We start from the raw sequence: 24,816 nt of genomic DNA on the forward strand, positions 1-24,816 counted from the left end.
CCATCCAGGATGCCACCAGCCCGTCACTCAGCCGTGCGTGGCAGGGTCCGGATCGCGGTTCGGACGGCCAGGTAGATCGCCGTCGAGGTGACGAGGAACAGGGGCCAACCCATCGCGATGCGCGCCACCGCGAGCAGCTCTGCCTGGTTCGTGTCGTAGAGGTAGTACTGCACCAGGAAGCGGGCCCACGACGCGGTGGCCATCGCCGCGGTGGCGACGTCGAATGCCAAGCGCACCCGCGGAACTCGGCGCCAGTCGCCGTCGCGACCGGTCATCCACGCCCACCCCACGCCGACGAGGGGCCGACGGACGAGCAGCGAGCTGGTGAACACGATCGCCGCCAACAGGTACATCCAGATGCCCGGCAGATAGAAGTCCTTGGCCTGGCCGGTGACGAAGGCGAACGCCGCCCCGACCGCGACCGCCGCGAAGCCGAAGAGCGCAGGTCGGATGGACTCCCGACGGAGCAGCTGCCACGCCAGGATGAGCGCCGCGACGCCGAGCGCCGCCGCCAGGGCGGGCCCGAGCCCCAGCAGTTGCGACGACGCGCCGAAGACCGTGACCGGCAGCGACGAGTAGACGAGTCCGCGGATCCCTCCCGCGCGTGCCAACAGTGCGTCGAACGGCGAGCGTGTGTCGGTCACCCGATCAAGCGTACGGACTGTCGGGACGGGCGCTCAGGATCCTGATCCGGAGGCGAGCTCCGTCACCGCCGTCTGGCCGTGCGCGTGTACCCGGTCCGCGACGAAAGCCGCTGCCTGGCTGGTCAATCCGGATTGGACGTAGAGGCTGTGCGCGGGACGGTCGTCGCCGTTGGAGCAGACCGGGTCGGCGCCGTTGCACAGGTCGATGGTCTTGGCTCCGTACAGCGGGCTCAGCGCCGTCAGCGGTCCACCGAAGCGGTTCAACGGGTTTCCGAAGACGGCCACCGCGGCCACGTGATTCGCCACCTCGGGCGGCATGGGCTGCCCCAAGCCGAACAGCGCGCCCGGATCCGCAGTGATTCCGTCGATCACGGCGGCGCCCTGCGAGAACCCGCCGAGCACGATGCTGGTGTTCTGGCACGCAGCGGCGGTGGCCTGAACGTGTGCGCTGGCATCTCCTGCGCCGTCGGTGGCCTTCAGAAAGTCGTAGGAGGCAGGGTAATTCACCGCGTACACCCGCACCGTCTTGTTACCAAGGTCACTCTTGAGCGCATCGACGAACCCTTGGCCGACACGCCCAACGCCGTCGGGTTCGGCCGTTCCGCGGGCGAACACCACCTCGACGTCCGGACATGCGTCCGCCGCCGACGCGGCGGGCGAGAGCCCAATTACGCTCGCAGCGAACAACATCCCGGCACTCACCGCGAACACTGCGCGCGCCACGCGGCGTGGTTTCGTCTGATTGGACATGGCTTTCCCCTTGATCGTCGCAGTTCGTAAGCTGCTCTATGGAACTCCGCCGACACGATTTGAATTCCGCTGCAGCAATCGGTAGCCGACAATCGAGGCGTGCGCTATGTCACGAGAACGCGGGGATGAGGCCCCGGCGAGTTCCCGTGACCGCTTTCGATGCCGTCGCCGAGCGCTGGGCCGACGTCGACGCGTCCGGCGACGTCGATCGTGACGAGCTGACCGTGTCGACCTACAACGTGTGGTTCGACTCGTACTTCGCCGACGAGCGCTACCGCGCGATTGCGGAGCTCCTGTCCCGAACCATGCCCGACGTCATGGTGTTCCAGGAGATCACTTCGGACGCGCTCGCCGTGTTCCGCGCACAGCCGTGGATACGCGAGTACTACTTCTGCGCATCGATCGTCGGAGCCGAGCTCGGCAACTACGGAATGCTGCTGCTGTCCCGGCTGCCGATCACCCGGGTCACCTACACGCCGCTTCCGACCCAGCTGGCGCGCGGATTCCTCCTTGCCGAGTTCACGATCAACGGCTCACCCCTGCTGGTGTGTTCGGTGCATCTGGAAAGCGGCAAGCAGAACGCGGGGCTGCGGGCCCGACAGTTGCGCAGCATCTACCGAGCCACGGGATCGTGCGACGACGCGATCGTGCTCGGCGACTTCAACATGCGCGACGACGAGAACGGGCGCATCTCCGCGCCCTACGTCGACGTCTGGCCGGCGTTGCGGCCGAGCGACGCGGGCTTCACCGAGGACACGTCGATCAACCACATGCGGCTCGACAGCAAGAACAAGGATCGCCACGTCCGCTTCGACCGCGTGCTGCTCCAGGGTTCCGCGTGGTCGGCCTCGGCCATCGTGTTGTTGGGCACCGAGCCGGTGTCGCCCTCGCTTCCGCGGGTGTTCCCCTCCGACCACTTCGGCGTGTGGTGTCGGCTGAACCATCCGGCGGCAGCACCCGCGCCCGCGCCCACCGCACGACGCCGCCGCGGGCCGCGCTGGTTGCGCCCGTTCCGGTCGTCGCACTGACGCACCGTCAGTCGGGTTCCCCGTACTCGTCGAACCAGTACGCGAGCTTTCCCCGGCGACTCACCGCACGCAATCTGGATTCGGCTGCCGCGCGCGTCTTGCTGGTCGTCACGATCAACAGTTCGTCGCCCGTCTCGATCCGGGTCTCGGGCAGCGGGACGAAGGTGTGCCCGTGGCGGATGATGAGCGTGATCACGCTCGGGTCGGGCAGTCGGAGTTCGAGGATGGTCACGTTGTGCAGCCGCGACGACGCCTGCACGGTCATCGTCAGCAGCTCCGCGTCCAGCACGTCGAGCGGCGCGGCCTCCACCTGGATCTCGCGGGTCGATTCATCGGTTATCAGGCCCAGCCGACGCGCGATCGGGCGCAAGCTGGGGCCCTGCACCAACGTGAACACGACGACCAACATGAACACGATGTTGAGCAGTCGGGAGCTGTCGGGAACGCCCGCGACGATCGGGAACGTGGCCAGCACGATGGGGACCGCGCCCCTCAGCCCCGCCCACGACAGGAAGACCTGCTCGCGCCACGGCACCCGGAAACCGACCAGCGACGCCACGACCGACAGCGGCCGCGCGACTAGCAGCAGGACGAGTCCGACGACGATCGCCGGAACTGCGTCGGCGGCCACCTCGCTCGGATCGACCAGCAGTCCGAGCAGCACGAAGAGTCCGATCTGCGCCAACCAGCCGAGTCCTTCGGCGAACGACCGGGTCGCCGCCCGGTGCGGCAGCCCCGAGTTCGCGAGCACCACCGCGGCCAGGTAGGCGGCGATGAATCCGCTGGCGTGGACGGTGCCCGCCGCAGCGAAGGCGACCAGCCCCAGCCCGAAGGTCGCGATCGGGTACAGCCCGGACGCGGGCAGCGCGATGCGGCGCAGCGTCAAGGCACCCAGGAATCCGACGGCCAATCCGATCGCGGACCCGGCGATCAGTTCGTACACCAGGTCGGCGACCGCGCTTTCCGGCTCGAGGACGAACGGCACGACGCTGAACATCAGCACGAGGATGACGGCGGGCGCGTCGTTGAAACCGGATTCGGCCTCGAGCAGGCCGGCGACGCGCCTGGGCAGCGGGAGCACGCGCAGCACCGAGAACACCGCTGCCGCGTCGGTGGACGAGACGATCGCGCCCAGCAACAACGCGAGCTGCCAGTCCATGCGGAGCAGCACGTGCGCGCCGAGCGCCGTGATCACCGTGCTGACGAGCACGCCAATGGTGGCCAGGGCACCCGCGGGGGCCAGCACCTTGCGGATGTCGGTGAAGCGGGTGGTCAAGCCGCCTTCGACGAGGATGACGGCCAGCCCTGCCGTGCACACGTTCCTGGCGAGTTCGACGTCGTCGAACTGCAGCCCGAGCCCGTCCTCGCCGACGACGACGCCGACCAACAGGAAGAAGAGCAGGCTGGGGAACCCCACCCGAGTCGCCACCCGCGTGCCGACGATGCTGGCCAGCAGCACGAAGCCGCCGATCAGCAATGCCAGGTACAGCTGGTCCAAACTCATGCGGTTCCCGTTCCGGAGACGATGTCGGCCAGTAAATCAGTACCAAGGCCCATCGAGGGGCGCCGTCGACGCGATGCCCGCGTCCGACGCCGCCGGATGGGTGAAGATGAACCAGTGGCGGAACGACGGATGCGAATCGGGATTGCCGGGGCGGGCAATGTCGGGCGGTCCGTCGCGCGGGAGCTGCTCGGCTACGGCCACAAGGTGCTGCTGATCGAGAAGGAGTGGCGCCGGTTCGAGCCGCAGACCGTTTCCGATGCAGACTGGTTGTTCGCCGACGCGTGCGAGTTGTCCTCGTTGGAGGAGGCCGGCGCCCAGACGTGCGACGTGCTGATCGCCGCCACCGGCGACGACAAGTCCAACCTCGTCGTCGGCCTGCTGGCGAAGTCCGAGTTCGGAGTGCCTCGGGTGGTCGCGAGGATCAACGACGTCCGCAACGACTGGCTGTTCAGCCAGGCGTGGGGCATCGACGTCGCCGTCTCGACGCCCGGCGCGTTGGTCGCGGGTATCGAGGGCGCGATCGACGTGGGCCACCTGGTGCGGTTGATGGGGCTGCGCGAGGGCCGCGCCGACTTGACGAAACTGACTCTGCCCGAGGACAACCCGCTCGTCGGACAGCGCGTCGACGGACTGGAGCTTCCGGAGGACACCGCCCTGGTCACCATCATCCGCGGCGCCAACGTCAACCTTCCGCGGCCTGACCTCGTCTTCGAAGCCGGCGACGAGTTGCTGTTCGTCGCCGACAGTTCCCGGGATCGTTCGGTCCGCGACGCACTCCACAGCGTCGAACCACTTCGGGCGCCGCTCGACCGCGAGTAAGGCTGTCGACGTGTCTGCAACTCTGCGCGCGGCGGTCTCGCTGCTAGCACTCGTCGGTTTCTACGTCGTGACCTTCTGCCTCATCGTGGGCACCATCCTCGGTGCGTACCTGCTGGGCGAGCACATCACGATGATGTATTGGGTGATGGTGGTCGCCGCCATCGGCGGACTCATCGTCATCGGCACGATCGTGTCGGCCCTGTACGCCCGCCCGCAGGTCCAGGCCGGCCTCGACATCACCGGAGACGACGCCCCCGAACTGTGGGCACTGGTGACCGAAATCGCAACGACCGCAAAGACACCCGGCCCAACGCACATCCGGCTGGTGGCCGACGTCAACGCGTCGGTCAGTGAGGACTCGCGGTTCCTCGGGTTGATTGGCGGACCCCGGCGCATGTACCTCGGCGTCCCGCTCCTGCAGGGGTTGAGCGCGGGCCAGCTACGCGCGGTGCTCGCCCACGAATTCGGCCACTACTCGGGCGCTCACACCCGGCTCGGTCCGCTCGCCTACCGCGGTTGGAACGCCGTCGTGGGCACCATGCAGTTGCTACAGGGCGAGGACGTCACCTGGCTGTTGCGGCTGTACGGATGGGTGCTGCGCCTCCCCGCCGGAACGTATCTCTTGCTGTCGCTTGCCATGCGGCGCAGCCAGGAACGCGAGGCCGACCGGCTCATGGTCCAGTTCGGCGGGAAGGCGAACGCGGAGACGGCGCTGCGGCAGCTCGACGTACTCGCCGTCTACTGGCACGCCTACATGCAGCAGTTCGTCGGCATGGGCTGGGCCTTCGATCTAGGACCCACCGCTGACGACTTCTTTGGCGGATTCCAGCAATTCATCGACGGTCGCGCCGACGACATCGCCGAACAGCGAGCGTTGCCGCCCCGCTCCGAGGGCTCCCTCGTGGACACTCACCCACCCACGGCCGAGCGCATCGCCGCCATCGAGACCATGCCGGAGCCCGTCGACTCTTGGCCGGCCGACGACCGACCCGCCACGGCCCTGCTGTCGACCTTCGCGGGGCTTGCGGCGGCGACGGCCGATGCAGCCTACGTGTTCGGTTACCGGGAGCGGCTGAACTGGCCTGACCTGGCGGCCCGTGCCTCAGCGCTCGACGACCAGACGAGCGCCGACGTCGTCTACGGCGCTGCCGCCCGATTGACCGGCGATACGCCAGCGACGCTCGCCACGGTCGTCGGCCTCGCGCGCGCGGGCCGCACGTTGGACCTGATCCGGTCCGTGTACGGATCCGACGTCGAACGACCGCGTGAGGAGTTGGCCACCGCAGCCTTCGCCACCCTGGTGCGGGCAGCGGCGGTGGGCTCCGGGGCGGCACGGTGGCGACTGTCGTGGTCCGGTCCGTTCGAATTCGTGACACCCGATGGCGAGCCGTTCGACGCGGATTCCCTTGGGGCACTTCTGGCCGACGAGAACACCGCACCCGAGGCGGCCGCTCGACTCACCGCCCTGGGTATCGACCTCGCCTCCGTCGGTGCGACGCCAACCAACCCCGGTGCCGACGTCGGCGCGGTGGTCGGAGGGATCTCCGACATGAAGGGCGAAGGGGCCAGCTTCGACGTACTCGTCCTGGAGCACGGCCTCCTCCTCGCCGAACACCCGGGAGCGAACGGCAGTTGGGCCAGCCTCGACGACCTGGTCAATCACGGCTCCGTGGCCGAGCTCGCTGCCCGGCACCGCTTCGTGCCCTACGCGGCGATGGCGGCGGCCAAGGTGTCTGGTCCGTTGAGGCTGACGGCGAGGGTCACGCTGAACGACGGTGTCACGCTGGTGCTCAAAGAACAGTTCTCCTCGAATCGGCTGCGCGAGAACAGCGGTGACGTTTTCAAGGACTACCTGGGTCGTGTCGGCAAGCGGTGATGGGTCCTTCAGCCGTCGACCCGCAATAACTTCAGCTCCGCCAGCCGTTGCGGCGCCGCGTCGACGTACTCGGCCACCCCGGCGCGCAACTCCGCCTCATCGGGCACCGGCGTGCCATCGGGCTCGGCAGAACTCGACTCGGACAACACCGCGGTCAAGAGGGCATCCACCAGCGCGTCGCGATCACGGGTGCCGTCCAACAGCGGCAGCAGGTAGCGATCCAGCGGCGACAGCGGCACCGTCTCGTGCCAGCGGGTGAACGTCGTCGCGTCTGCGTCTGCTCCGGCGAGCTCCGCCATGCGCCGCACAGGCTCGTCGAGCCGCAATGGTCCCGCCGCCGGTTCCGGCAGCACCGGGTCCAGCCGAAAACGGGCCTGCCCCTGGAAGATCAACAGTTGAACGAGGTTGTCGACGACCTCGGAAAGCTCGGCAGTGGGGTTGAACCCTGCGGAGACCAGCCGCGCGTGCACGTCGTCGACGAGCTCCTGCCGGGACAGCGTCCACGGCCAACGCGCGCTGAGCGCATCGAGCGCCGCCTTGATTCCTGGATCGTTCGTGAACAGCGTCGAGTCCTCGGCTTGCTGGTACTCCTGGCGCGAGTGGTCCATCAAGGTCGGTCCATCGACGGGTGGCACCGACGCCGCGAAGTGCACGCGGGCGTACCGACTCCGATCGGGTTGATACCGGATCTGCGCCGAGCGTTCGGCATGGACGAATAGCGATTGGCGGAACGTCCGGTTGACCACGAAGTCGAGGTACTGCTCGATCAAGATCTGGACGCCGCCACACCTGGAGAGCAGCTGCTCCTCGACCTTGGGCCCGAAGTTGCCGGGGATCATCGTCTCGGGACGGGCCTCTGCGAGATACGCGAGCCCGTGTGCGCCTACGCGCCCGATCAGTTCGTAGAAGTAGCACGGCGCGTTGAACGTCTCGAGTTCGTCGTGCAGCAGGTAGGAATCGTCGAATTCTTCGTTGGCGGAGCGCGATTCGGCAAGCACCCGGGCCAGCACGCCGTCGGGAGGAGCGACCTCCTCGAGAAACTCGGCCATGCTGAGCGCAGCGCGTACCTTCTCGTCGGGACCCTCGCTCGCACCGCTGGCCAACAGCATGGCGTCGCGCACGATCTCCTTGGACTTCCACCCGGGGTACGTGTTGTAGCTGAGGTAGGCGACGCCGTTGGGCGCCAACAACCGCCGGATGGCGGCCAGCAAGGCCTCCTGTACATCGGCAGGCACCCAGCTGTACACCCCGTGGGCGACGATGTAGTCGAACGGTCCGCTCAGGTTCGTGCGTGCGATGTCGCCCGCGACGAGCTCCAGGTTGTCCAGGTCCAAGGCCTGGATTCGGGCCCGCCCGTGCTCGACCTGCACTTCCGAGAGGTCGATGCCCACCACCTGCGCCTGCGGATGAAACGCCGCGAACGGGATGATGTTTCCGCCTGCCGCACAACCGATTTCGAGCACCCGCGCAGTCGCCACCGGAGGTGGATCCAATCCGAAGAGGTGGGCGATCGCCGCGAGCTGCTCCGGTGCCGACTGCGGGAAGGCGTTCGACGTGTACGGCGTCGCGTCGTAGTTGGCGCGCAGCTGATCCACCGCGTCGTCGATGCCATGGGTGTGGCCTGCCGGTCGAGTCACAGCGCACATTCGACCATGCACCCGACGGATTCGTACAAGCGGCATCCGTCGCCACCCCGCACGAGAAAGTCGTTGATCTCCAACCTACGGAAGCGTAACCTACGGTACCGTAGGTTACGTACCCGAAAGCGGATCACGCGAGAACGGAGTCGAACAGCAATGGATCTACAGACCACGCTCCTGCACGAACTGGAACCGGTCGTCGAACAGAACCTGGAACGCCATCTCGCGACGGTTCGGCCATGGGACCCGCACGACTACGTGCCGTGGAGTCGGGGCCGCGACTTCGCCTTTCTCGGTGGCGAGGACTGGGCGCCAGAGGACTCGCCGCTCGACCCCGTCGCCAAGGCCGCGCTGACCGTGAACCTGTTGACCGAGGACAACCTGCCCTCTTACCACCGCGAGATCTCCACGCGCTTCGGGCGCGATGGCGCGTGGGGCACCTGGGTCGGACAGTGGACCGCCGAGGAGGGCCGCCACAGCATCGCGCTGCGCGACTACCTCGTCGTGACCCGCGGCGTCGATCCCACGAAGCTTGAGGCACTGCGCATGGAACACACCGTCGCCGGCTACGACTCGGGCGACAAGACACCGCTCGCGGCGCTCGCCTACGTGTCGTTCCAGGAACTCGCCACGCGGGTCTCCCACCGCAACACCGGTCGGGCCTCGGGCTGTCCCGTCGCCGATCAACTCCTGGCCAGGATCGCGGCCGACGAGAACCTGCACATGGTCTTCTACCGCAACCTGATGGCGGCGGCGCTGGACATCGCGCCCGACGCGGCCATGGGCGCCATCCGCGACGAAGTGGTCGGCTTCGCGATGCCGGGCACCGGCATGACGGACTTTCGCGAGAATTCCATCCTGATCGCCAAGGCCGGGATCTACGACCTGCGCATCCACCACGACGAGGTGCTCCAACCGGTGTTGCGATTCTGGCGCATCTTCGACCGCACCGACTTCGGCCCCGAAGGCGAGCAGGCCCGTACGCAGTTGGCGCAGTTCCTCGCCGCGGTCGACGAACGGGCCCGCTTCTACGAGGAGAAGGCCGCGGCCCGCGAAAGGGAGACGGCGTCGGTCTAGCCGTCGCCCTGCAGTGTGATCACGGTGATGTCCGGTCGCGCGCCCACACGTACCGGCGGACCCCAGAATCCGGCGCCGCGCGTGACGTACAGCTGCGTGTCGCCCACCGTCGACAAGCCGGCGAGGGACGGTTGGATAGCGCCTACGACGTAGTGGAACGGCCACATCTGGCCACCGTGGGTGTGCCCCGACAGTTGCAGGTCCACTCCGTGCGCGGCGGCCTCCTGCACCTGAACCGGTTGGTGCGCAAGCAAAACCGTCGGCCGCGACGAATCCAGCCCGGACAGGGCGCGGTCGAAGTCGGGGCCGTCTGATCTGGACTCGCCTGCGACGTCGTTGACGCCGGCCAGGTCGAAGGCCGACCCGCCACGCGTGATCACCGTGTGCTCGTTGCGCAGCGGCGCAACCCCGAGCCGCTCCAGCTCACTCAACCAGGAGAACGGATCGTCGACGAAGTACTCGTGGTTGCCGGTGACGAAGAACGCGCCATCCCGGGACACCAAGTCGCGCAACGGTTCCGCCGCGTGACCGAGCTCGTCGACGGTCCCGTCCACCAGGTCGCCCACGATCGCCACGAGGTCCGGTTCGGTCTCGTTGATCATCCGCACGATGCGCTCGGTGTGTGCGCGCCCCGACAGTGGACCCAGGTGGATGTCCGACACCACGGCGATCCGGAACCCGTTGAACGCCGGATCGAGCGTGCGCAGGCGCACCGGCACCCTCAATAGGTCCGGCGGACCGAGGGCATTGGCCGCGCCGACCCCGACGAGGCCCACCGAGGCGGCACCGGCCGCCACTGCGCTGGCCCTGGCGAGGAACACCCGCCGGTTCACCGCCGAAGGAGTCGGCTCGGCCTCGGTGCCCTGCGTCGGGGGCTCGGGTCGGCTCCGCTTCACCCAGCGTCGCAGCGCGAGCCTGCCCGGCTCCAACACCAGCAATGTCAGGAACAGATACGCCAAGAGTCCGAACCAGACGTAGCCCGGCCATGCCAACCAGGCCGGTTCGGCGATCCCGGTGACCCTCGGCACGATCAGCGTGGCGGCCAACATCACCGTCAACCCGACGAGGACGGCCGTGAACGCCCGTCGCGCGCGGCCCGTCGTGGTGTCCTTGACGAGTCGCTTCCAGACGTAGAGCGACATCAACGCGAGGACGGCGCTGAGGATTACGACGAACACGCGGCAACGGCGGGTCGGCTCATCTCGTCAGCCTAGGTTCAGGTGACAAAATGGCACGCGTGGCCGAACGCGTCAGCTTCTCAAGCACCACCGGACCCGCGCTGGCAGGTCTCATCGACCCGCCGGAGGGCGAGGTCCGCGGCTGGGGTGTCTTCGCCCACGGGTTCACGCTCGGCAAGGACTGTCCCGCCGCGAGTCGGATCTGCAAGCAGCTCGCCAGCGAGGGCATCGGCATGCTGCGCTTCGACAATCTCGGCCTCGGCGACTCCGATGGCGACTGGGGTGACGGATCGTTCTCCCACAAGGTCGCCGACACCGTGCGCGCCGTGGAGTTCATGAATTCCTCCGATCGGCCGGTGCGACTACTCGTCGGGCACTCCTTCGGCGGGGCCGCCGTCATCGCCGCCGCCCACGAGTGTCCGACCGTCGAAGCGGTAGTCAGCGTCGGGGCGCCGTACGATCCCTCGCACGTCGAGCACAACTACGACGCCCTGGTGGCGCGCATCGAAACCGAGGGGGAGGCGCCATTCCCCATCGGCGGCAAGGCCCTAACGCTCAAGCGGGCCTTCATCGAGGACGTCCGCGCCGCGGATCTCAAGGAGCGCATCCGCACGCTGCGCCGCGCGCTGCTCGTCATGCATTCGCCGACGGACAACACCGTCGGCATCGCCAATGCGAGCGACATCTTCCGCACCGCGCGGCACCCCCGCAGCTTCGTGTCACTCGAGGGCGCCGACCATCTGCTCACCGGAAAGAACCAGGCCGCGCGGGCAGCGCGCATCATCAGCGCCTGGGCCGACCCCTACCTGTGACGCGGCGGGCGAGAGCCAGTTGGCGATGTTGCGGACGTAGTCCATGAAGATTGCCAGCCGGGAGGGGTCGGCCTTGATCTGCGTGCCGGGCGGCTCGGTGACGAATGACGGTGCCCCGCAATCGATTTCCCAGTTGTAATCAGCGAAGTGGTGGAAGGTCGACGCCGCGAGCGCGCGGCCCATTGGTCGGCCGTCGGGCGCGAGCTCACCGTCCAGCGCAACGGCGAGGTTGAACCGGCGGCCCGTCGTCGTGCTTCGGCCCTGGGCGAGCACTCGCGCGGACGGGTCGTCGGCCGATACCAGGCCCTCGTGCGGGTGAGCGGGGAACCATTCGATGCGCCCACTGGCCGTGCGCGTGGTGCGCAGCACCTCGTGCACCGGTTCGGACACCAGCACCGGCTGGTAATCCCCGTTGGCGCCGGAGTGGAAGTTGGGCCACGAGATCGTCGGGGTATCCACGTCGTCGCACATGGTGGCCGGGTCGACGCTTGCGTCGTGGAACCGGTTGACCACGCCCAGCGACCCGAGGCACGTCAGGCAGCTGCCCAAGTCCTCGTGGTCGCGCGCGGTGAGCACTCCCCCGCCGCTGCGACGGAACCTCGCGATCGCCTCGGACTCGGCGTCGGTGAGGCCGTCGCCGACGTCGACCGCCATCAGCCACAACTGGTCGAAGCCGAGCTCGTCCAGGTGACTCAGTACCGGGTCGTCGCTCCAAGCATCGGACCGATTGCGCGCGATCACTTCGTGGCCCGCCGCCCGCAGCTCGTGGGCGAGCAGGGAGAAGCGGTCGACGTTCCAGTCGTCGGGGTTGTCGGCGATGGTCGTCTGCAACAAGATCCTGGCCATCGGACTACGCGACTTCGCGATCGGCCGCGACGAAGTCGGTTCGGCCGGGGGCGAGATGTGCCAACGCGATGCGGAGCCGTTGCCGTCCGCGGGACACCCGCGACATCACGGTGCCAAGGGGCACGTTCAGAATCTCGGCGGTTGCCGCATAGGTGTAGCCGTGGACGTCTGCGTAGTACAGCGCTGCCCGGTAGCCCTCGGGCAGCGACTCCATCGCGGCCTTGACGTCGTTGTCCGGCAGGGCATCCAGCACCTCGTCCTCAGCGGAGCGTGATCCCGCGGGTAGCCGCGCGGAACCAACGGCCAGGTCGTGCTCGGTGACATCGTCGACCGAGACCTCTGCGGGGCGGCGCTGCTTGTAGCGATGCGTGCTGACCCACCGGTTGTAGAGGATCCGGAACAGCCACGCCTTGAGGTTGGTGCCCTCCTTGAACGTGCGAAAACCCGTGAACGCGTGCAGCAGGGTGTCCTGCAGCAGGTCCTCGGCGTCCGTGTCGCTGCGCGTCAACCGTCGCGCTCCGCGGGACAGGACGTCGAACAGGGGCTCCACTTCGCGGGCGAATCGAGCGGCGAGCTCCGCCTCCGACGTGTGCGTGCTGGGTACGGCAACTACGACCTTCATGAGAACCTCCGGTTGGTTGGGTTGCGTTCGCGCTACTGGAATCAGATTCGCGCTAACGCAGCCGAAGAGAACCCTTGGGAGTTCGTGGTCCGTAGTCCGTAGTCCGTAGTGGACACCGGGGTGCGTGGTGCCGGGGTGGGCCTAGCTAGCCCACGAAACGGAGCGCAGCTGTCTGCGTGAGGTGATGCCGAGCTTGGCGAAGACCTTGCGCAGGTGCCATTCGACGGTGTGGGTGCTGATGAACAGCTGCGCGCCGATCTCGGAGTTGGTCAGCCCGTCGGCGGCCAACCGTGCGATCTGGGCTTCCTGCGCGGTCAGCTCGTTTCCGGAGCCGACCGTCTTCTTGCGCACCTTCTCACCGGTGGCGGCCAGCTCCCGGCGCGCACGTTCGGCGAAGCCCTGCGCACCCATCGTGGTGAACATCTCGTACGCGCTGCTGAGCTGCTTGCGGGCATCGACGCGCCGGTTCATCCGCCGCAACCATTCGCCATACGACAATCGGGTGCGAGCGAGGTGGACGACGACCCTGGTGCGGTCCAAGCGTTCGAGCGCTTCGACGAACAAGCCTTCGGCGTGCTCGTTGTCGGCCAGCAGGGCCTGCGCACTTGCCAGGGCACCCACACCCCAGTCGGTTCCGCTCGCGCCTGCCCGCTCTTCGAACCGTTGCATCGCAGAGGCAACGGCCTCGTGCTCGCCGGTTCGCGCCGCCGCTTCGATCATTTCGAAGAGGCACCAACCGTAGAAGCCGAGATCCTCGTATTCACAGCCCTCGCGTGCGGCCGCGAAGGCCTCTTCGTATCGACCGAGCCCGTTGTAGAGCACTGCGGTGGCGTAGCGAGTGAGGCCGAGCAAGCGGCCTTCACCCCGCGCAATTCCGTCCGCGGCGGCCGCATCGATCGTGCTGATCGCCTCGGCCGGATCACCCCGCCATGCGGAGAGCAACAGCGAGTGGTACCTCACCGGCCGGTGGTGATCCGTGGCCGCGGCGATCCCGTTTGCCTCTTCGATAAGTGTTGTCGCCGTTGCGAATTCGCCCGCTAGCAGATGCACACCGGCCCGGTAGACGAGCGCTCGTGGAAGTCCGTCCAGTGCGCCGACGTGCCGCGCCTGGCGCACGACGGCCGTAGACAGTTGGTCCACTATTTCTTCATCCCACAGTTCATGCGCGGCGGCCTCCTGCAAGATCGGAAACCCTGGCACCACCATCCAGCGCCGGACCGAGCTAGCGTCCGACTGAGCCAATTGGCACATGGCCTCCAACGCGGCGCGCAGCGTCGCCGAACCAGCGCTCAGGCCGCCGGTGACCCGCTCTGCCACGCCTTTCAGGAGCAAGTCGACGGGCCGCGGCAGCTCCGGTGTACGGCTAATCGCGGGGCCCGCGGCATAGGCGATGTCAGCCAGGGCCGCGGGTTCACTGAGTCGCCCGGCGTACATGGTCGCGGCGATGGCCTCGAGATAGGTCTCCCTAGCGGAGAAGTCGTCGTGGTGCTCGAGCCCTTCGGCTGCGTCGAGCAACTGCGGCGCGGTTTGGCCGACCCGGGGCGCGCCGTCCTCGCCTCCGCGGCTGCGGACGAACTCCATCTGCGCGCGCAACCGAGCGACCTGCGACCGTTGGAAATCCGACAGCCGACCGAGTTCGGCTATCGCCAGGAGCTCGTGTGCGGCTTCCGGCGCTGCTGCGTCCCGTTTGGCCTGTGCGGCCGCGAGCGCCCTGGCAGCACGCTGGGCCGGGTCCGAGGTCAATGCGGTGGCGCGCTCCAAGAACGTTGCCGCGGCGGCGATACCGCCCCTGCTCTGGGCCCGGCTCGCAGAGGCTTCCAGCTCCGCGGCCACTTCGTCGTCGGGTCCTGCTGCGGCATTGGCGGCGTGCCATGCCCGGCGGTCGGGGTCGGACTGCGGATCCGTCGCCTCGGCCAGCGCCCGATGGGTGGCCCTGCGATCAGTCAGGTCGGCCGCGCGGTACGTGGCCGAGCGCATCAACGGATGGTGAAAGCGCACGCGCGGCCCGAGCTCGATCACTCCGGCCGCTTCGGCGGGCCCCAGTGCGTCGACCGGAATGCCCAGCCGCGCGGCCGCAGCCAAGAACAGCGCCAAGTCGCCCACGGGCTCGGCCGCCGCGACGAGCAACAACCGTCGAGTCTGCGGCGGAAGGGCCTGGATGCGACGGACGAAGTCGTCCTCGATCGCCGCCGTCGACGAACGCTTCCCCGAAATCCAGAACCCACCCGCGAGTTCCGACGACGAGACACTTCGCGGCACCTCGAGGATGGCCAACGGAATTCCGCGCGTCTCTGCGACGAGCCGGTCGCGCACCAGCGGATCGATACCGCCCACCATCACCGATTCCAACAACTCCCGAGCGTCGGCGTCGGACAACCCGCCGATCACCAGCTCCGGCAGGCCGGCCAACACTGGGCCGCCGGTGGTGCGTACCGCGAAGACCAAGGCGACTGGGTCGGCCAAGAGTCTCCGTGCGACGAACCCGAGCGTCTGCACCGACACCTGGTCGAGCCACTGCGCGTCGTCGACGACGCATAGCAGTGGTTGGTCGGTGGCTGCGGCGGCCATCAGGCTCAGCACTGCTAACCCGACCAGGAAGCGGTCCGGCGTCGGGCCGACACCGCGGCCGAACGCCACGTTCAACGCCTCGCGCTGCGGTTCCGGTAGCTCATCAAGGTGCTTGAGCAGTGGTGCGCAAAGCTGCTGCAGCCCGGCGTAGGCGAGTTCCATGTCCGATTCGACGCCGCTGACGCGAGCGACGCGGAATCCCGCAGCCTGCTCCGCCACGTAATCCAGTAACGCAGTCTTACCGACGCCCGCCTCACCGCGCAGCACCAGCACCCGGCTGCCATCCGAACGGACGTCGGTCACCAGCTTGCGCAGCGTCTCGCACTCGGTGGGCCTGCCGCGCAGCACCGCCCCGCGACTCTGCCTCGCCATCTCGCTCAGAATCGTAACCAGTGCACGTGCCGGAGGCTAAGTGGCCTGATCCCCCACGAACGTGACGGTCTCGTCGAGCGGCGCCCGGCCGGTGCGGTGGTAGGGCGCCGTGGTGTCTTCGTGGCCGATCGACATGCCACAGAACAGCATCAGGTGCTCCGGAGGCGACAATACGTCCGCGACGGTCTCGCGAACCTGCGACCACGCCATCTGCGGACAACTGTGCAGCCCTTCGGCCCGAAGCAGCAGCATGACGGTTTGTAGGTACATGCCGAGATCGGACCATTGGGGCAGCCCAAGGTCGCGGTCGACGTAGCAGAAGAGGGCGGCGGGCGCGCCGAAGCAATCCCAGTTCGCGATGGCGGCCCTCATCCGCGCCTCCCAATCCTCACGCACTATGCCGAGCGCGCGATAGCGCTCCTCGCCGAAGGCCGCTCGGCGGTCGCCGTACGGCGATTTCATTTCGGCCGGATACATCACGTACTCCCGCTCGTCCCAGCGGTCACCTGCGGCGACACGCTCGGTGGCGAGTTTCTTCAGCTGCGCCAGCGGTGCCCCTGTCACCACGTAGATGTGCCACGGCTGCACATTCGATCCCGACGGCGCCCACGCAGCGGCGGAAAGCACGCGCTTCAGCACCTCCTCGGAAACCGGTTCGTCGGTGAACTGGCGCACCGCCCGTCGACTCGTCACTGCCTCATAAACGTCCATGTACTCAGCCTCAACGCCGCGGCCGGCGAGCGAACCCTTGGAAGTTCGTAGTCACCCTTCGACTACGGAAACACTCGAAGAAGGTTCGACCATCGGGATGAGTTCGTTGTCTCCAATCCGTTCTGGCCCTCAGGGCACACGAGGAGTGAGACATGACCAACGCCGAGCACCAACTCGCAACTTCAGTACTCGTCATCGGAACCGGCGGATCCGGGCTACGGGCAGCGATCGAACTCGCAGAGCAAGGAACCGACGTCCTCGTCGTCGGCAAGCGGCCGAAGACCGACGCGCACACCACCTTGGCAGCCGGCGGCATCAACGCGGCGCTGGCCACCATGGACGCCGCCGACACGTGGCAGCAGCACGCGGCCGACACGCTCACGGAGAGCTACCTGCTCGCCGACCCCGCGACGGTCCGGGTGGTCACCGAGGGTGCCGCAGCGTCGATCAAGGACCTGGAGCGTTACGGCATGGCCTTCGCGCGTGAAGACGACGGCCGAATCTCTCAGCGCTTCTTCGGCGCACACACCTTCCGTCGCACCGCATTCGCCGGTGACTACACCGGCCTTGAGCTACAGCGCACCCTCATCCGGCGGGCGGAGCAGCTCGCCATTCCGATACTCGACTCGGCCTACATCACCAGATTGCTCGTCGACGACAACGTCGTGTTCGGTGCGTACGGCTTCGACCAACAGAGCGGCACCCGATACACCATTCACGCGGATGCCGTCATTCTCGCGACCGGTGGGCACACTCGGATATGGCGACGCACGTCGTCGCGTCGCGACGAGAACACCGGTGACGCGTTCCGGTTGGCAGTCGAAGCGGGGGGACGGATCCGGGATCCCGAGCTCGTTCAATTCCATCCGTCCGGGCTCATCGAGCCCGAGGACTCCGCTGGAACTCTGGTATCGGAGGCGGCCCGCGGCGAAGGGGGAATCCTGCGCAACGATCTCGGCGAGCGCTTCATGAAGCGTTACGACCCCGAGCGGATGGAACTGTCCACCCGTGACCGGGTCGCGCTCGCCGCGTACACCGAGATCAAAGAGGGTCGGGGCACCCCCCGAGGAGGCGTGTGGCTGGATGTGTCGCATCTGCCGCGTACGCAGATCATGGACCGACTGCCGCGCGTGTACCAGACGCTGATGGACCTGCAGCTGCTCGACATCACCACGACGCCAATGGAAATCGCTCCCACAGCGCACTACTCGATGGGCGGCGTCTGGGTTCGTCCAGAGGATCACAGCACCGACGTCGAGGGGCTTTACGTCATCGGCGAGGCTTCGAGCGGACTGCACGGCGCCAACCGCCTCGGCGGAAACTCGCTCATCGAACTGCTGGTGTACGGCAAGCTCGTCGGTCAAGCGGCGGCGGCCTACTCGGCACAGCGCGACGCCCAACGACGTTCCCGTGCAGCAATTTCCGACGCGCGCGCGGAGGTCGACGGAGTACTGCATCGCGACGGTCCCGAGAACGTCCGATTTCTCCAGCGCGCCCTCCGCAACGCCATGACGGAATACGCAGGCGTCGTGCGCGACGAGGCGGGCCTACTGTGCGGTCTGCGTGAGCTGTCGGAGCTCGAGGAGCGGCTCACCCACGTCGGCGTGCACCCGGACATCGCGGGGTTCTATGACCTCGCCCACGCGTTCGATCTCAAGGCCAGCGTCATCGCAGCGCGCGCCACACTCGAAGCGGCGCTGGAACGCCGTGAGACGCGGGGCTGCCACAACCGATCCGACTACCCCCAGCTCGACGAGCGGTTGCAGGTCAACCTGGTGTGGTCTGGACCCGGTCGCATCGCTCGCGAGCCCACTCATGCCATACCGCAGGACATTTCGGCTCACATGCGCGAAGTGAGCGCTGACGGCAAGCTGGTCGAATGAAGCGCCCCTTAGTTGGCCCACGCGATAGTGCGCAGTTGCCTGCGTGAGGTGATGCCGAGCTTGGCGAAGACCTTGCGCAGGTGCCATTCGACGGTGTGGGTGCTGATGAACAGCTGCGCGCCGATCTCGGAGTTGGTCAGCCCGTCGGCGGCCAACCGTGCGATCTGGGCTTCCTGCGCGGTCAGCTCGTTTCCGGAGCCGACCGTCTTCTTGCGTACCTTCTCACCGGTGGCGGCCAGCTCCCGGCGCGCACGTTCGGCGAAGCCCTGCGCACCCATCGTGGTGAACATCTCGTACGCGCTGCTGAGCTGCTTGCGGGCATCGACGCGCCGGTTCATCCGCCGCAGCCACTCGCCATACGACAGCCGAGCGCGGGCCAAGTGCAGCACGATGTGTGCGCGTTCGAACCGCTCAATGGCCTCGGCGAACAAGGCCTCGGCGTGCTCGTTGGGGGCGAGCAGGGCTCGCGCGCCTGCCACCATGCCCAACCCCCAGTCGTTTCCAGCGGCGCTCGCCCGCTCCTCGAACCGCGGCAGCGCCGAGCCGGCGGATTCCTGGTCCCCGAGGTGTGCCGCGGCTTCGATGAGTTCGAAGAGGCACCAGCTGTGGAAACCCAGATCCTCGTATTCACAGCACTCCCGGGCGGCTGCGAAAGCCTCTTCATACCGACCGAGCCCGTTGTAGAGGACGGCAGCAGTGAACTTGCTCAAGCCGATCAATCGGCCTTCTCCCTTGGCGGCTCCATCCGCCGCGGCTGCCTCGATCAGGTTCACCGCGTCGTTGGGAATCCCCCGCCACGCCGCGAGATTCAACGAGTGATACTTCGCCGGCGTGTAACCCGTCGATACCGTGATGGCATCGGCCTCTTCGATGAACCTTGCGGCCGTGGCTAATTCGCCCCGGTAGACGTGGGCGCCGGCCCGATAGGCGAGCGCAGGTGGAATCACCGCGAGCGCACCCGTGTCACGCGCGCGCCGAACCATGTCGGTGGCGATCTGCTCCAAGATGAGGTCGTCCCAGAGCTCGTGGGCGGCGGATTCCTGCGCAATCGGGAACGGCCACATCACGGGCTTGCCATCGCCCCGCTGCGCGTGGTCGTTCCAAAGTTCCAGGGCGGAACGCAGATGCTCGGATCCAGCACCCGGACCGTCGATGATCCGACTGGACATGCCACTCAACAGGTAGTCGATCGACCGCCGCAATTCAGGCACCCGTGCGACCGCCTTGCGGGCCGCGGCGGCGATCTCGGCGAGTAAGCCTGGCTCGCCGAGTCGCCCGGCGTACATGGCTGCAGCGAGCGCCTCGAGATACGTCGCTCGAGCCACGTCGTCGTCGAGGGTGTCGAGTCCCCGTGCGGCACTGAGCAGTTGCGCGGCGGCCTCGCCGGTTCGGAGTGCACCCTCCGCGCCTCCGCGGCTGCGGACGAACTCCATCTGCGCGCGCATCCGGACGACCTGCGCGTACTCAAGCTTGGACAGCGGCGCCAGTTCGGCCAGCGCGAGGAGCTCGTACGCCGCCTCGGGCGCCGCGGCTTCGCGCTTGGCGTGTGCGGCGGCGATCGCCCTGGAGCCGCGCAGGTTCGGGTCCGCCGTGAGGATGGCCGCGCGCTCGAGGAACGCCGCTGCCGCCGCCACGCCACCCCTGCTTTGAGCTCGGCTCGCCGACGCTTCCAGGTCGGCGGCCACCCCGTCGTCGGGTCCCGCTGCGGCGTTGGCGGCGTGCCAGGCCCGGCGGTCGGGATCGGACTGCGGATCCGTCGCCTCGGCCAATGCCCGATGGACCGCCCGGCGTTCGGTCAGGTCCGCCGCGCGGTAGGCGGCCGAGCGCATCAACGGATGGTGAAAGCGAACGCGCGGCCCGAGCTCGATCACTCCAGCGGCTTCGGCTGGCCCCAGTGCGTCGACCGGAATGCCCAGCTGTGCGGCCGCTGCGAGGAACAGCGCCGCGTCGCCAACGGGCTCGGCCGCCGCGACGAGCAACAACCGTCGAGTCTGCGCCGGAAGGGCCTGGATGCGACGCACGAAGTCGTCCTCGATCGCCGCCGTCGACGAACGCTTCCCCGAAATCCAGAACCCACCCGCGAGTTCGGTCGCAGACACGCTGCGCGGCACCTCGAGGATGGCCAACGGGACGCCGCGGGTCTCTGCGACGAGCCGGTCGCGCACCAGCGGATCGATGCCCCCCACCATCACCGATTCCAACAACTCACGAGCGTCGGCGTCGGACAGCCCGTCGATCACCAGCTCGGGAAGGCCGGCCAACACGTCGGGGCGATCTCGCACCGCGAAGACCAGGACCACCGGTTCGGCGAGTAGGCGGCGCGCGACGAACCCGAGCGTCTGCACCGACACCTGGTCGAGCCACTGCGCGTCGTCGACGACGCATAGCAGTGGTTGGTCGGCGGCGGCCGCCGCCATGATGCTCAGCACGGCCAGTCCGACCAGGAACCGGTCCGGGGTCGGGCCGACCCCGCGGCCGAAGGCCACGTTCAGCGCCTCACGCTGCGGCTCGGGCAATTCCTCGATGCGATCCATCAACGGCGCGCTCAACTGCTGCAGCCCGGCGAAGGCGAGCTCCATGTCCGATTCGACGCCGCTGACGCGAGCGACGCGGAATCCCGCGGCCTGTTCCGCCACATACTCCAGTAGCGCGGTCTTGCCGACCCCCGCTTCACCGCGCAGTACTAGCACCCGGCTGCCGTCCGAACGGACATCCGTGACCAGCTTGCGCAGCGTCTCGCATTCGGTGGGCCTGCCGCGCAGCACCGCCCCGCGACTCTGGCTCGCCATGAGCACCACCGTGTCTATTCGAGGGCTGGTCCGATTCTCAGAATCGTAGCCAGTGCGCACACCGGGGGCTGAGCGGCCTGCTTGCGTTGCCGCGGGTTCATCCCGGCGTGCTGGGCGGCCACCGACGCAACGCCGAGCGTGCCGCCAGGGCGGGATTCGACTCGATTCTTCGCCCTGGGCGCACGCTCGGCGAGGCACCTCGGTCGATCAACCGCCACTTGCGTGCTGACCACCAACGCGACCGGTCTGATCGGTCCAATGTCGGCGGTCGGTGTGCGAGTCGGTCAGGCGGCAACGTCGGGCGGAAAGTCGACGGGGTAGGGCTCGGCGAAGTCGGCGGATCTCCCCACGGCAGCCCATTTCCGGTCTTCGGTGAGCAGGTGTTCGTCGTGTCGAAGCGAGCCCTCGACCGCGTTGACGCCGAGCGGCAGGTGGTACGGGAGGTCGGTGCGGCGCGACATGCGTACCAGGATCTCAGCGGCACGCGCCGGATCCCCCGCGGTGATGGCGTCGCTGCCGCGCACCGCCTGCATCGCTCCGACGGTTCCCGCGTAGCTGTCCGGAACGTCGGCGAGCGCCATCGACGATCCCGCCCAGTCCGTGGCGAATCCACTGGGCTCAACGACCAGGACCTTCACTCCGAACGGTTCGGTTTCAGTCTGGAGCACTCGGGAGAAGCCGTCGATGGCGAACTTCGCGGCTTGGTACGACGCGATGCCTGCCGATCCACCCACCCGGCCACCCATGGACGAGAATTGAATGATCAACCCGCCCTGCTGTTCTCGCAGGACTGGGATTGCGGCCTTCGAGACGTTGTAGACACCCCAGAAGTTCGTCTCGAACTGGGCGCGGAAGTCGTCGTCCTCCACGGTTTCGATCGGCGCAACGTTGGCGTACCCGGCGTTGTTGACGACGACGTCGATCCGGCCGAAGCGCTCCCGCGCGGCCGCGATGGCCGCTGCCGACGCGGCCGCGTCGGTGACGTCGAGCGTCAGCGGCAGGATGCGCTCGCCATACGCGTTCACCAGCTCGGCGAGTTGCTCGGGGTTTCGGGCCGTGGCGGCGACCGCGTCGCCGGCGTCCAGTGCCGCGCGGACGAGTTCGCGGCCGAACCCCCGTGACGAGCCGGTGACGAACCAGACCTTGTTCATGACGTCTTCCTCCAATGTGTTTGCAGTGCTGGATGTTCGATTCACTTCGCGACGGTTCTGGCGTGCGTGGCGTTGTAGCGGTCTCCCACGATCCGTCCTGGCGCGAAGACGTGACTCAGATAGGCGACTTCATCGGCGCTCACCGGCACCGAGGTGGCCGCGAGGTTCTCCGCCACGTACTCGATTCGCTTGGTCCCCGGGATCGGCACGACGTCCAACGGCTGCGCCAACAGCCACGCGAGCGCGAGCTGCCCCGGCCGGCACCCCTTGGCCGCGGCCAGCTCGACGAGGGCCTGGACCGGTTCGAGGTTGGCGGCGAGGTGCTCGGCCGCGAACCGCGGATTGGAGGCACGGAAGTCGCTCCGATCGAAGGTGGCGCCGGGCTTCAGTGCACCGGTCAGCGCCGAACGACCCAACGGGCTGAAGGGCACCAAGGTGATTCCCAGTTCGCGGCACGTCGCGGTGACGCCCTGCTCGACACGGCGCTCCCAGAGCGAGTACTCGCTCTGCAGCGCGGTAATGGGATGGACCGCGTGAGCGCGACGGATCAGGTCGGGTCCCACCTCGCTGAGCCCGAGCGTGCGGACCTTCCCGGCAGTGACGAGCTCCGCCATCGCTCCGACGGTGTCTTCGATCGGCACACTTGGATCCAGCCGGTGGACGTAGTACAGGTCGATGACGTCGGTCCCCAGTCGGCGCAGGCTGGCGTCGCACGCCGCGGCCGCGTACTCCGGGCGTCCATCAAGCACGACCCCGTCGCGAGTGTCGTTGACCTTGGCGCCGAATTTCGTTGCCAGCACCACGTTCTCGCGACGGCCTTCAATGGCGGCGCCAATCAGCTGCTCGTTGTGGCCAAAGCCCCGGACATTGCTCGCCGTGGCGATGTCCGCTGCACCGTAGACATCGGAGGTGTCGAGAAGGTCCACTCCGAGCTCGATCGCCGACCGGATCGTCGCGATGGAGGCGCGGTCATCGGCAGGACCGTAGAACTGCGACATTCCCATGCAGCCCAGTCCGATGGGGCGCACCGTCAGATCCGAATGCCCGATCCGCACCCGCGCGGATCCGGTGACGTCCGCACGTCCGTTGTCCGACATGATCGAGCACCTCCAGGCTAACTGATAGTTAAACTCTCAGATAGTATGAACGTGGCTGCGGGCCATTTATTTCCAGCCGGACACACGGATGGGAGGGCAACACGGTGCGTCGAGACGCCGCCATCAACCGCGAGCGGCTCGTCGAGGCCGCCGAAGAGGTCTTCGCCGCCCGCGGTCCGGCCGCCACTCTGGACGACGTCGCGAAGGCCGCCGACGTCGGACCGGCGACGTTGTACCGCCGGTTCGCCAACAAGGACGCACTCGTCCAAGAGGTCCTCAGCGGGTTCTTCCAACGGCTGATCGACCGCGCCGAAGACGCCGCACGGGCGCCGGCGCAGAAGTGCCTAGACGTGTTCTTGAGCACGGTCGCCGTCGAGCTTGCCGAGAAGTCGGGCCTATCCGCTCCGGTCTGGGGTGAACTCGCACCAGAACCCCTCGTCGAAGAACTCCGCGGGCGTTCGGCCGCACTGCTCGCGCGTGCCCAGCGGTCCGGCGCGGTCCGTGCCGACGTGACGCCAGCCGACATCTCCGCGGCGGTGTGGGCGTTGCGCGGCGTCATCCACAGCGAGCGCCTGGACCCGGTCCTTCGGGGTCAGAACCTGTGGCGTCGCCATTTGAAGACAATCCTGCGGGGCTTTCACGTCGATGACGTCGACAGCTCTGCATGATGGTCCGATGGGATCCGCAGAATTGACCGACGACGTCATCACGTTCCTGTCCGAAGGCACCCGCACCGGCAAGCTCGGCTACGTCGCCGCGGATGGCCGGCCTCTCGTCGCGCCCATCTGGTTCGTCGTCGAGGACGGGCAACTGGTCTTCAACACCGGAAGCGACACCGCGAAGGGACGCGCACTGCGTCGCGACCCGCGCGTCGTGCTCGTCGTCGACGATGACCGTCCGCCGTACTCATTCGTCCAAGTTCAAGGGACCGCATCGATCAGCGCCGTCGACCCCGACGAACTCCTACGGACCGCCACCCGGATCGCTGCGCGATACGTGGGCGACGACCGTGCCGAGCAGTTTGGAAAGCGCAACGGCGTGCCGGGCGAGCTGCTCGTGCGGGTCACACCGGACAAGGTGATCGCCATGTTCGACGTCGCCGACTGACCGGACTACGCGCCGTGATCTCACACGTCTGAGGTGTTGTACCTCGTCTTCACCGGCGGCGCGGCCAACAGTGGAGGCAGTTCGGTGATCTTGCCGTCGCCGGCGCGGAATGCACGGTAGGCGTCGTCGTGTTCGACGGACTCCCAGAGCTCGTAGATGATCCAGTGCGTCTCGTCGAGCGAGTCGACGAGCACGTCGATGGCCAGGTTTCCGTCGAAGGCGCGCGTCTTGACCAGTTCGCGGCGGAACACTTCGGTTGCCTCCGAGAGTGATTCGGCCTTGAACCTCAACTCGAGCAGCACGGTGATTGGCATCGACTCTCTCCTGACATCAGCGGTTCGG

At 67.6% G+C, this 24,816-nt stretch carries 21 protein-coding genes; 8 read left to right on the top strand and 13 right to left on the bottom strand.

Annotated elements, in window-relative coordinates; translation table 11 throughout:
- Window positions 1-23: 23 nt before the first annotated feature.
- Window positions 24-644 carry a DUF3159 domain-containing protein gene (locus SLQ33_RS05560; RefSeq protein ID WP_319452801.1) on the bottom strand — a complete coding sequence of 207 codons (621 nt, stop codon included), beginning with the start codon at window positions 642-644 and terminating at the stop codon, window positions 24-26.
- Window positions 645-677: 33 nt separating this feature from the next.
- Window positions 678-1,394 (bottom strand): cutinase family protein, encoded by a 717-nt coding sequence (locus SLQ33_RS05565; RefSeq protein WP_319452802.1) that lies wholly within the window; start codon window positions 1,392-1,394, stop codon window positions 678-680.
- A 146-nt stretch (window positions 1,395-1,540) separates the two neighbouring features.
- On the opposite strand from SLQ33_RS05565, the gene SLQ33_RS05570 reads away from it, so the two are divergent.
- The gene (locus tag SLQ33_RS05570) at window positions 1,541-2,422 is read left to right on the top strand and encodes an endonuclease/exonuclease/phosphatase family protein (protein ID WP_319452803.1); all 882 of its coding nucleotides are present in this window, start codon (window positions 1,541-1,543) and stop codon (window positions 2,420-2,422) included.
- A 7-nt stretch (window positions 2,423-2,429) separates the two neighbouring features.
- Here the strand turns inward: SLQ33_RS05570 and SLQ33_RS05575 are convergent, their stop codons facing one another.
- Window positions 2,430-3,926, bottom strand: coding sequence for a potassium/proton antiporter (locus SLQ33_RS05575; protein WP_319452804.1), 1,497 nt, complete (start codon window positions 3,924-3,926; stop codon window positions 2,430-2,432).
- A 129-nt stretch (window positions 3,927-4,055) separates the two neighbouring features.
- On the opposite strand from SLQ33_RS05575, the gene SLQ33_RS05580 reads away from it, so the two are divergent.
- Window positions 4,056-4,745: a TrkA family potassium uptake protein gene (locus SLQ33_RS05580; RefSeq protein WP_319452805.1), complete on the top strand. Its 690-nt coding sequence runs from the start codon at window positions 4,056-4,058 to the stop codon at window positions 4,743-4,745.
- A 10-nt stretch (window positions 4,746-4,755) separates the two neighbouring features.
- Entirely contained in the window at window positions 4,756-6,621 is a 1,866-nt protein-coding gene (locus tag SLQ33_RS05585) for a M48 family metallopeptidase (protein ID WP_319452806.1), read from the top strand.
- A gap of 8 nt (window positions 6,622-6,629) precedes the next feature.
- Here SLQ33_RS05585 and SLQ33_RS05590 read toward each other — a convergent pair whose 3' ends face one another.
- Window positions 6,630-8,258, bottom strand: coding sequence for a class I SAM-dependent methyltransferase (locus SLQ33_RS05590; RefSeq protein ID WP_319452807.1), 1,629 nt, complete (start codon window positions 8,256-8,258; stop codon window positions 6,630-6,632).
- 159 nt (window positions 8,259-8,417) lie between these two features.
- On the opposite strand from SLQ33_RS05590, the gene SLQ33_RS05595 reads away from it, so the two are divergent.
- A complete protein-coding gene (locus SLQ33_RS05595) occupies window positions 8,418-9,338 on the top strand; it encodes an acyl-ACP desaturase (RefSeq protein ID WP_319452808.1) in 921 nt (306 codons plus the stop codon).
- Here the strand turns inward: SLQ33_RS05595 and SLQ33_RS05600 are convergent.
- Window positions 9,335-10,516: a metallophosphoesterase gene (locus tag SLQ33_RS05600; RefSeq protein ID WP_319452809.1), complete on the bottom strand. Its 1,182-nt coding sequence runs from the start codon at window positions 10,514-10,516 to the stop codon at window positions 9,335-9,337. The two genes, SLQ33_RS05595 and SLQ33_RS05600, sit on opposite strands and share 4 nt — an antisense overlap.
- Before the next feature lie 59 nt (window positions 10,517-10,575).
- Between SLQ33_RS05600 and SLQ33_RS05605 the strand changes: the two genes are divergently transcribed.
- Window positions 10,576-11,328: an alpha/beta hydrolase gene (locus tag SLQ33_RS05605; RefSeq protein WP_319452810.1), complete on the top strand. Its 753-nt coding sequence runs from the start codon at window positions 10,576-10,578 to the stop codon at window positions 11,326-11,328.
- On the opposite strand, the gene SLQ33_RS05610 is transcribed toward SLQ33_RS05605, so the two are convergent.
- The 4 genes from SLQ33_RS05610 to SLQ33_RS05625 form a co-directional block, all read right to left on the bottom strand.
- Window positions 11,236-12,174, bottom strand: coding sequence for a hypothetical protein (locus SLQ33_RS05610; RefSeq protein ID WP_319452811.1), 939 nt, complete (start codon window positions 12,172-12,174; stop codon window positions 11,236-11,238). The two genes, SLQ33_RS05605 and SLQ33_RS05610, sit on opposite strands and share 93 nt — an antisense overlap.
- Window positions 12,175-12,178: 4 nt before the next feature.
- Window positions 12,179-12,796, bottom strand: coding sequence for a sigma-70 family RNA polymerase sigma factor (locus SLQ33_RS05615; RefSeq protein ID WP_319452812.1), 618 nt, complete (start codon window positions 12,794-12,796; stop codon window positions 12,179-12,181).
- 141 nt (window positions 12,797-12,937) lie between these two features.
- Window positions 12,938-15,736: an ATP-binding protein gene (locus SLQ33_RS05620; RefSeq protein WP_319452813.1), complete on the bottom strand. Its 2,799-nt coding sequence runs from the start codon at window positions 15,734-15,736 to the stop codon at window positions 12,938-12,940.
- Window positions 15,737-15,772: 36 nt separating this feature from the next.
- Window positions 15,773-16,447, bottom strand: coding sequence for a nitroreductase (locus SLQ33_RS05625; protein WP_319452814.1), 675 nt, complete (start codon window positions 16,445-16,447; stop codon window positions 15,773-15,775).
- Window positions 16,448-16,599: 152 nt separating this feature from the next.
- On the opposite strand from SLQ33_RS05625, the gene SLQ33_RS05630 reads away from it, so the two are divergent.
- Window positions 16,600-18,330 (top strand): L-aspartate oxidase, encoded by a 1,731-nt coding sequence (locus SLQ33_RS05630; protein ID WP_319452815.1) that lies wholly within the window; start codon window positions 16,600-16,602, stop codon window positions 18,328-18,330.
- Between the two features lie 8 nt (window positions 18,331-18,338).
- Here the strand turns inward: SLQ33_RS05630 and SLQ33_RS05635 are convergent, their stop codons facing one another.
- The 3 genes from SLQ33_RS05635 to SLQ33_RS05645 form a co-directional block, all read right to left on the bottom strand.
- Window positions 18,339-21,119, bottom strand: a complete 2,781-nt coding sequence (locus tag SLQ33_RS05635) for a helix-turn-helix transcriptional regulator (RefSeq protein ID WP_319452816.1) — start codon at window positions 21,117-21,119, stop codon at window positions 18,339-18,341.
- A gap of 284 nt (window positions 21,120-21,403) precedes the next feature.
- A complete protein-coding gene (locus tag SLQ33_RS05640) occupies window positions 21,404-22,270 on the bottom strand; it encodes an SDR family NAD(P)-dependent oxidoreductase (RefSeq protein WP_319452817.1) in 867 nt (288 codons plus the stop codon).
- Window positions 22,271-22,311: 41 nt separating this feature from the next.
- On the bottom strand, window positions 22,312-23,367 hold the full coding sequence (locus SLQ33_RS05645) for an aldo/keto reductase (protein WP_319452818.1): 1,056 nt from the start codon (window positions 23,365-23,367) through the stop codon (window positions 22,312-22,314).
- A gap of 104 nt (window positions 23,368-23,471) precedes the next feature.
- Between SLQ33_RS05645 and SLQ33_RS05650 the strand changes: the two genes are divergently transcribed.
- Both SLQ33_RS05650 and SLQ33_RS05655 read left to right on the top strand, forming a co-directional pair.
- Window positions 23,472-24,035 (top strand): helix-turn-helix domain-containing protein, encoded by a 564-nt coding sequence (locus SLQ33_RS05650; RefSeq protein WP_319452819.1) that lies wholly within the window; start codon window positions 23,472-23,474, stop codon window positions 24,033-24,035.
- A 7-nt stretch (window positions 24,036-24,042) separates the two neighbouring features.
- Window positions 24,043-24,474 carry a PPOX class F420-dependent oxidoreductase gene (locus SLQ33_RS05655; protein WP_319452820.1) on the top strand — a complete coding sequence of 144 codons (432 nt, stop codon included), beginning with the start codon at window positions 24,043-24,045 and terminating at the stop codon, window positions 24,472-24,474.
- Between the two features lie 20 nt (window positions 24,475-24,494).
- On the opposite strand, the gene SLQ33_RS05660 is transcribed toward SLQ33_RS05655, so the two are convergent.
- On the bottom strand, window positions 24,495-24,788 hold the full coding sequence (locus SLQ33_RS05660) for a putative quinol monooxygenase (RefSeq protein ID WP_319452821.1): 294 nt from the start codon (window positions 24,786-24,788) through the stop codon (window positions 24,495-24,497).
- Between the last annotated feature and the right edge of the window lie 28 nt (window positions 24,789-24,816).

The sequence above is a fragment of the Mycobacterium sp. RTGN6 genome (assembly GCF_033804605.1).
In the GTDB taxonomy this organism is placed as follows: domain Bacteria; phylum Actinomycetota; class Actinomycetes; order Mycobacteriales; family Mycobacteriaceae; genus Mycobacterium.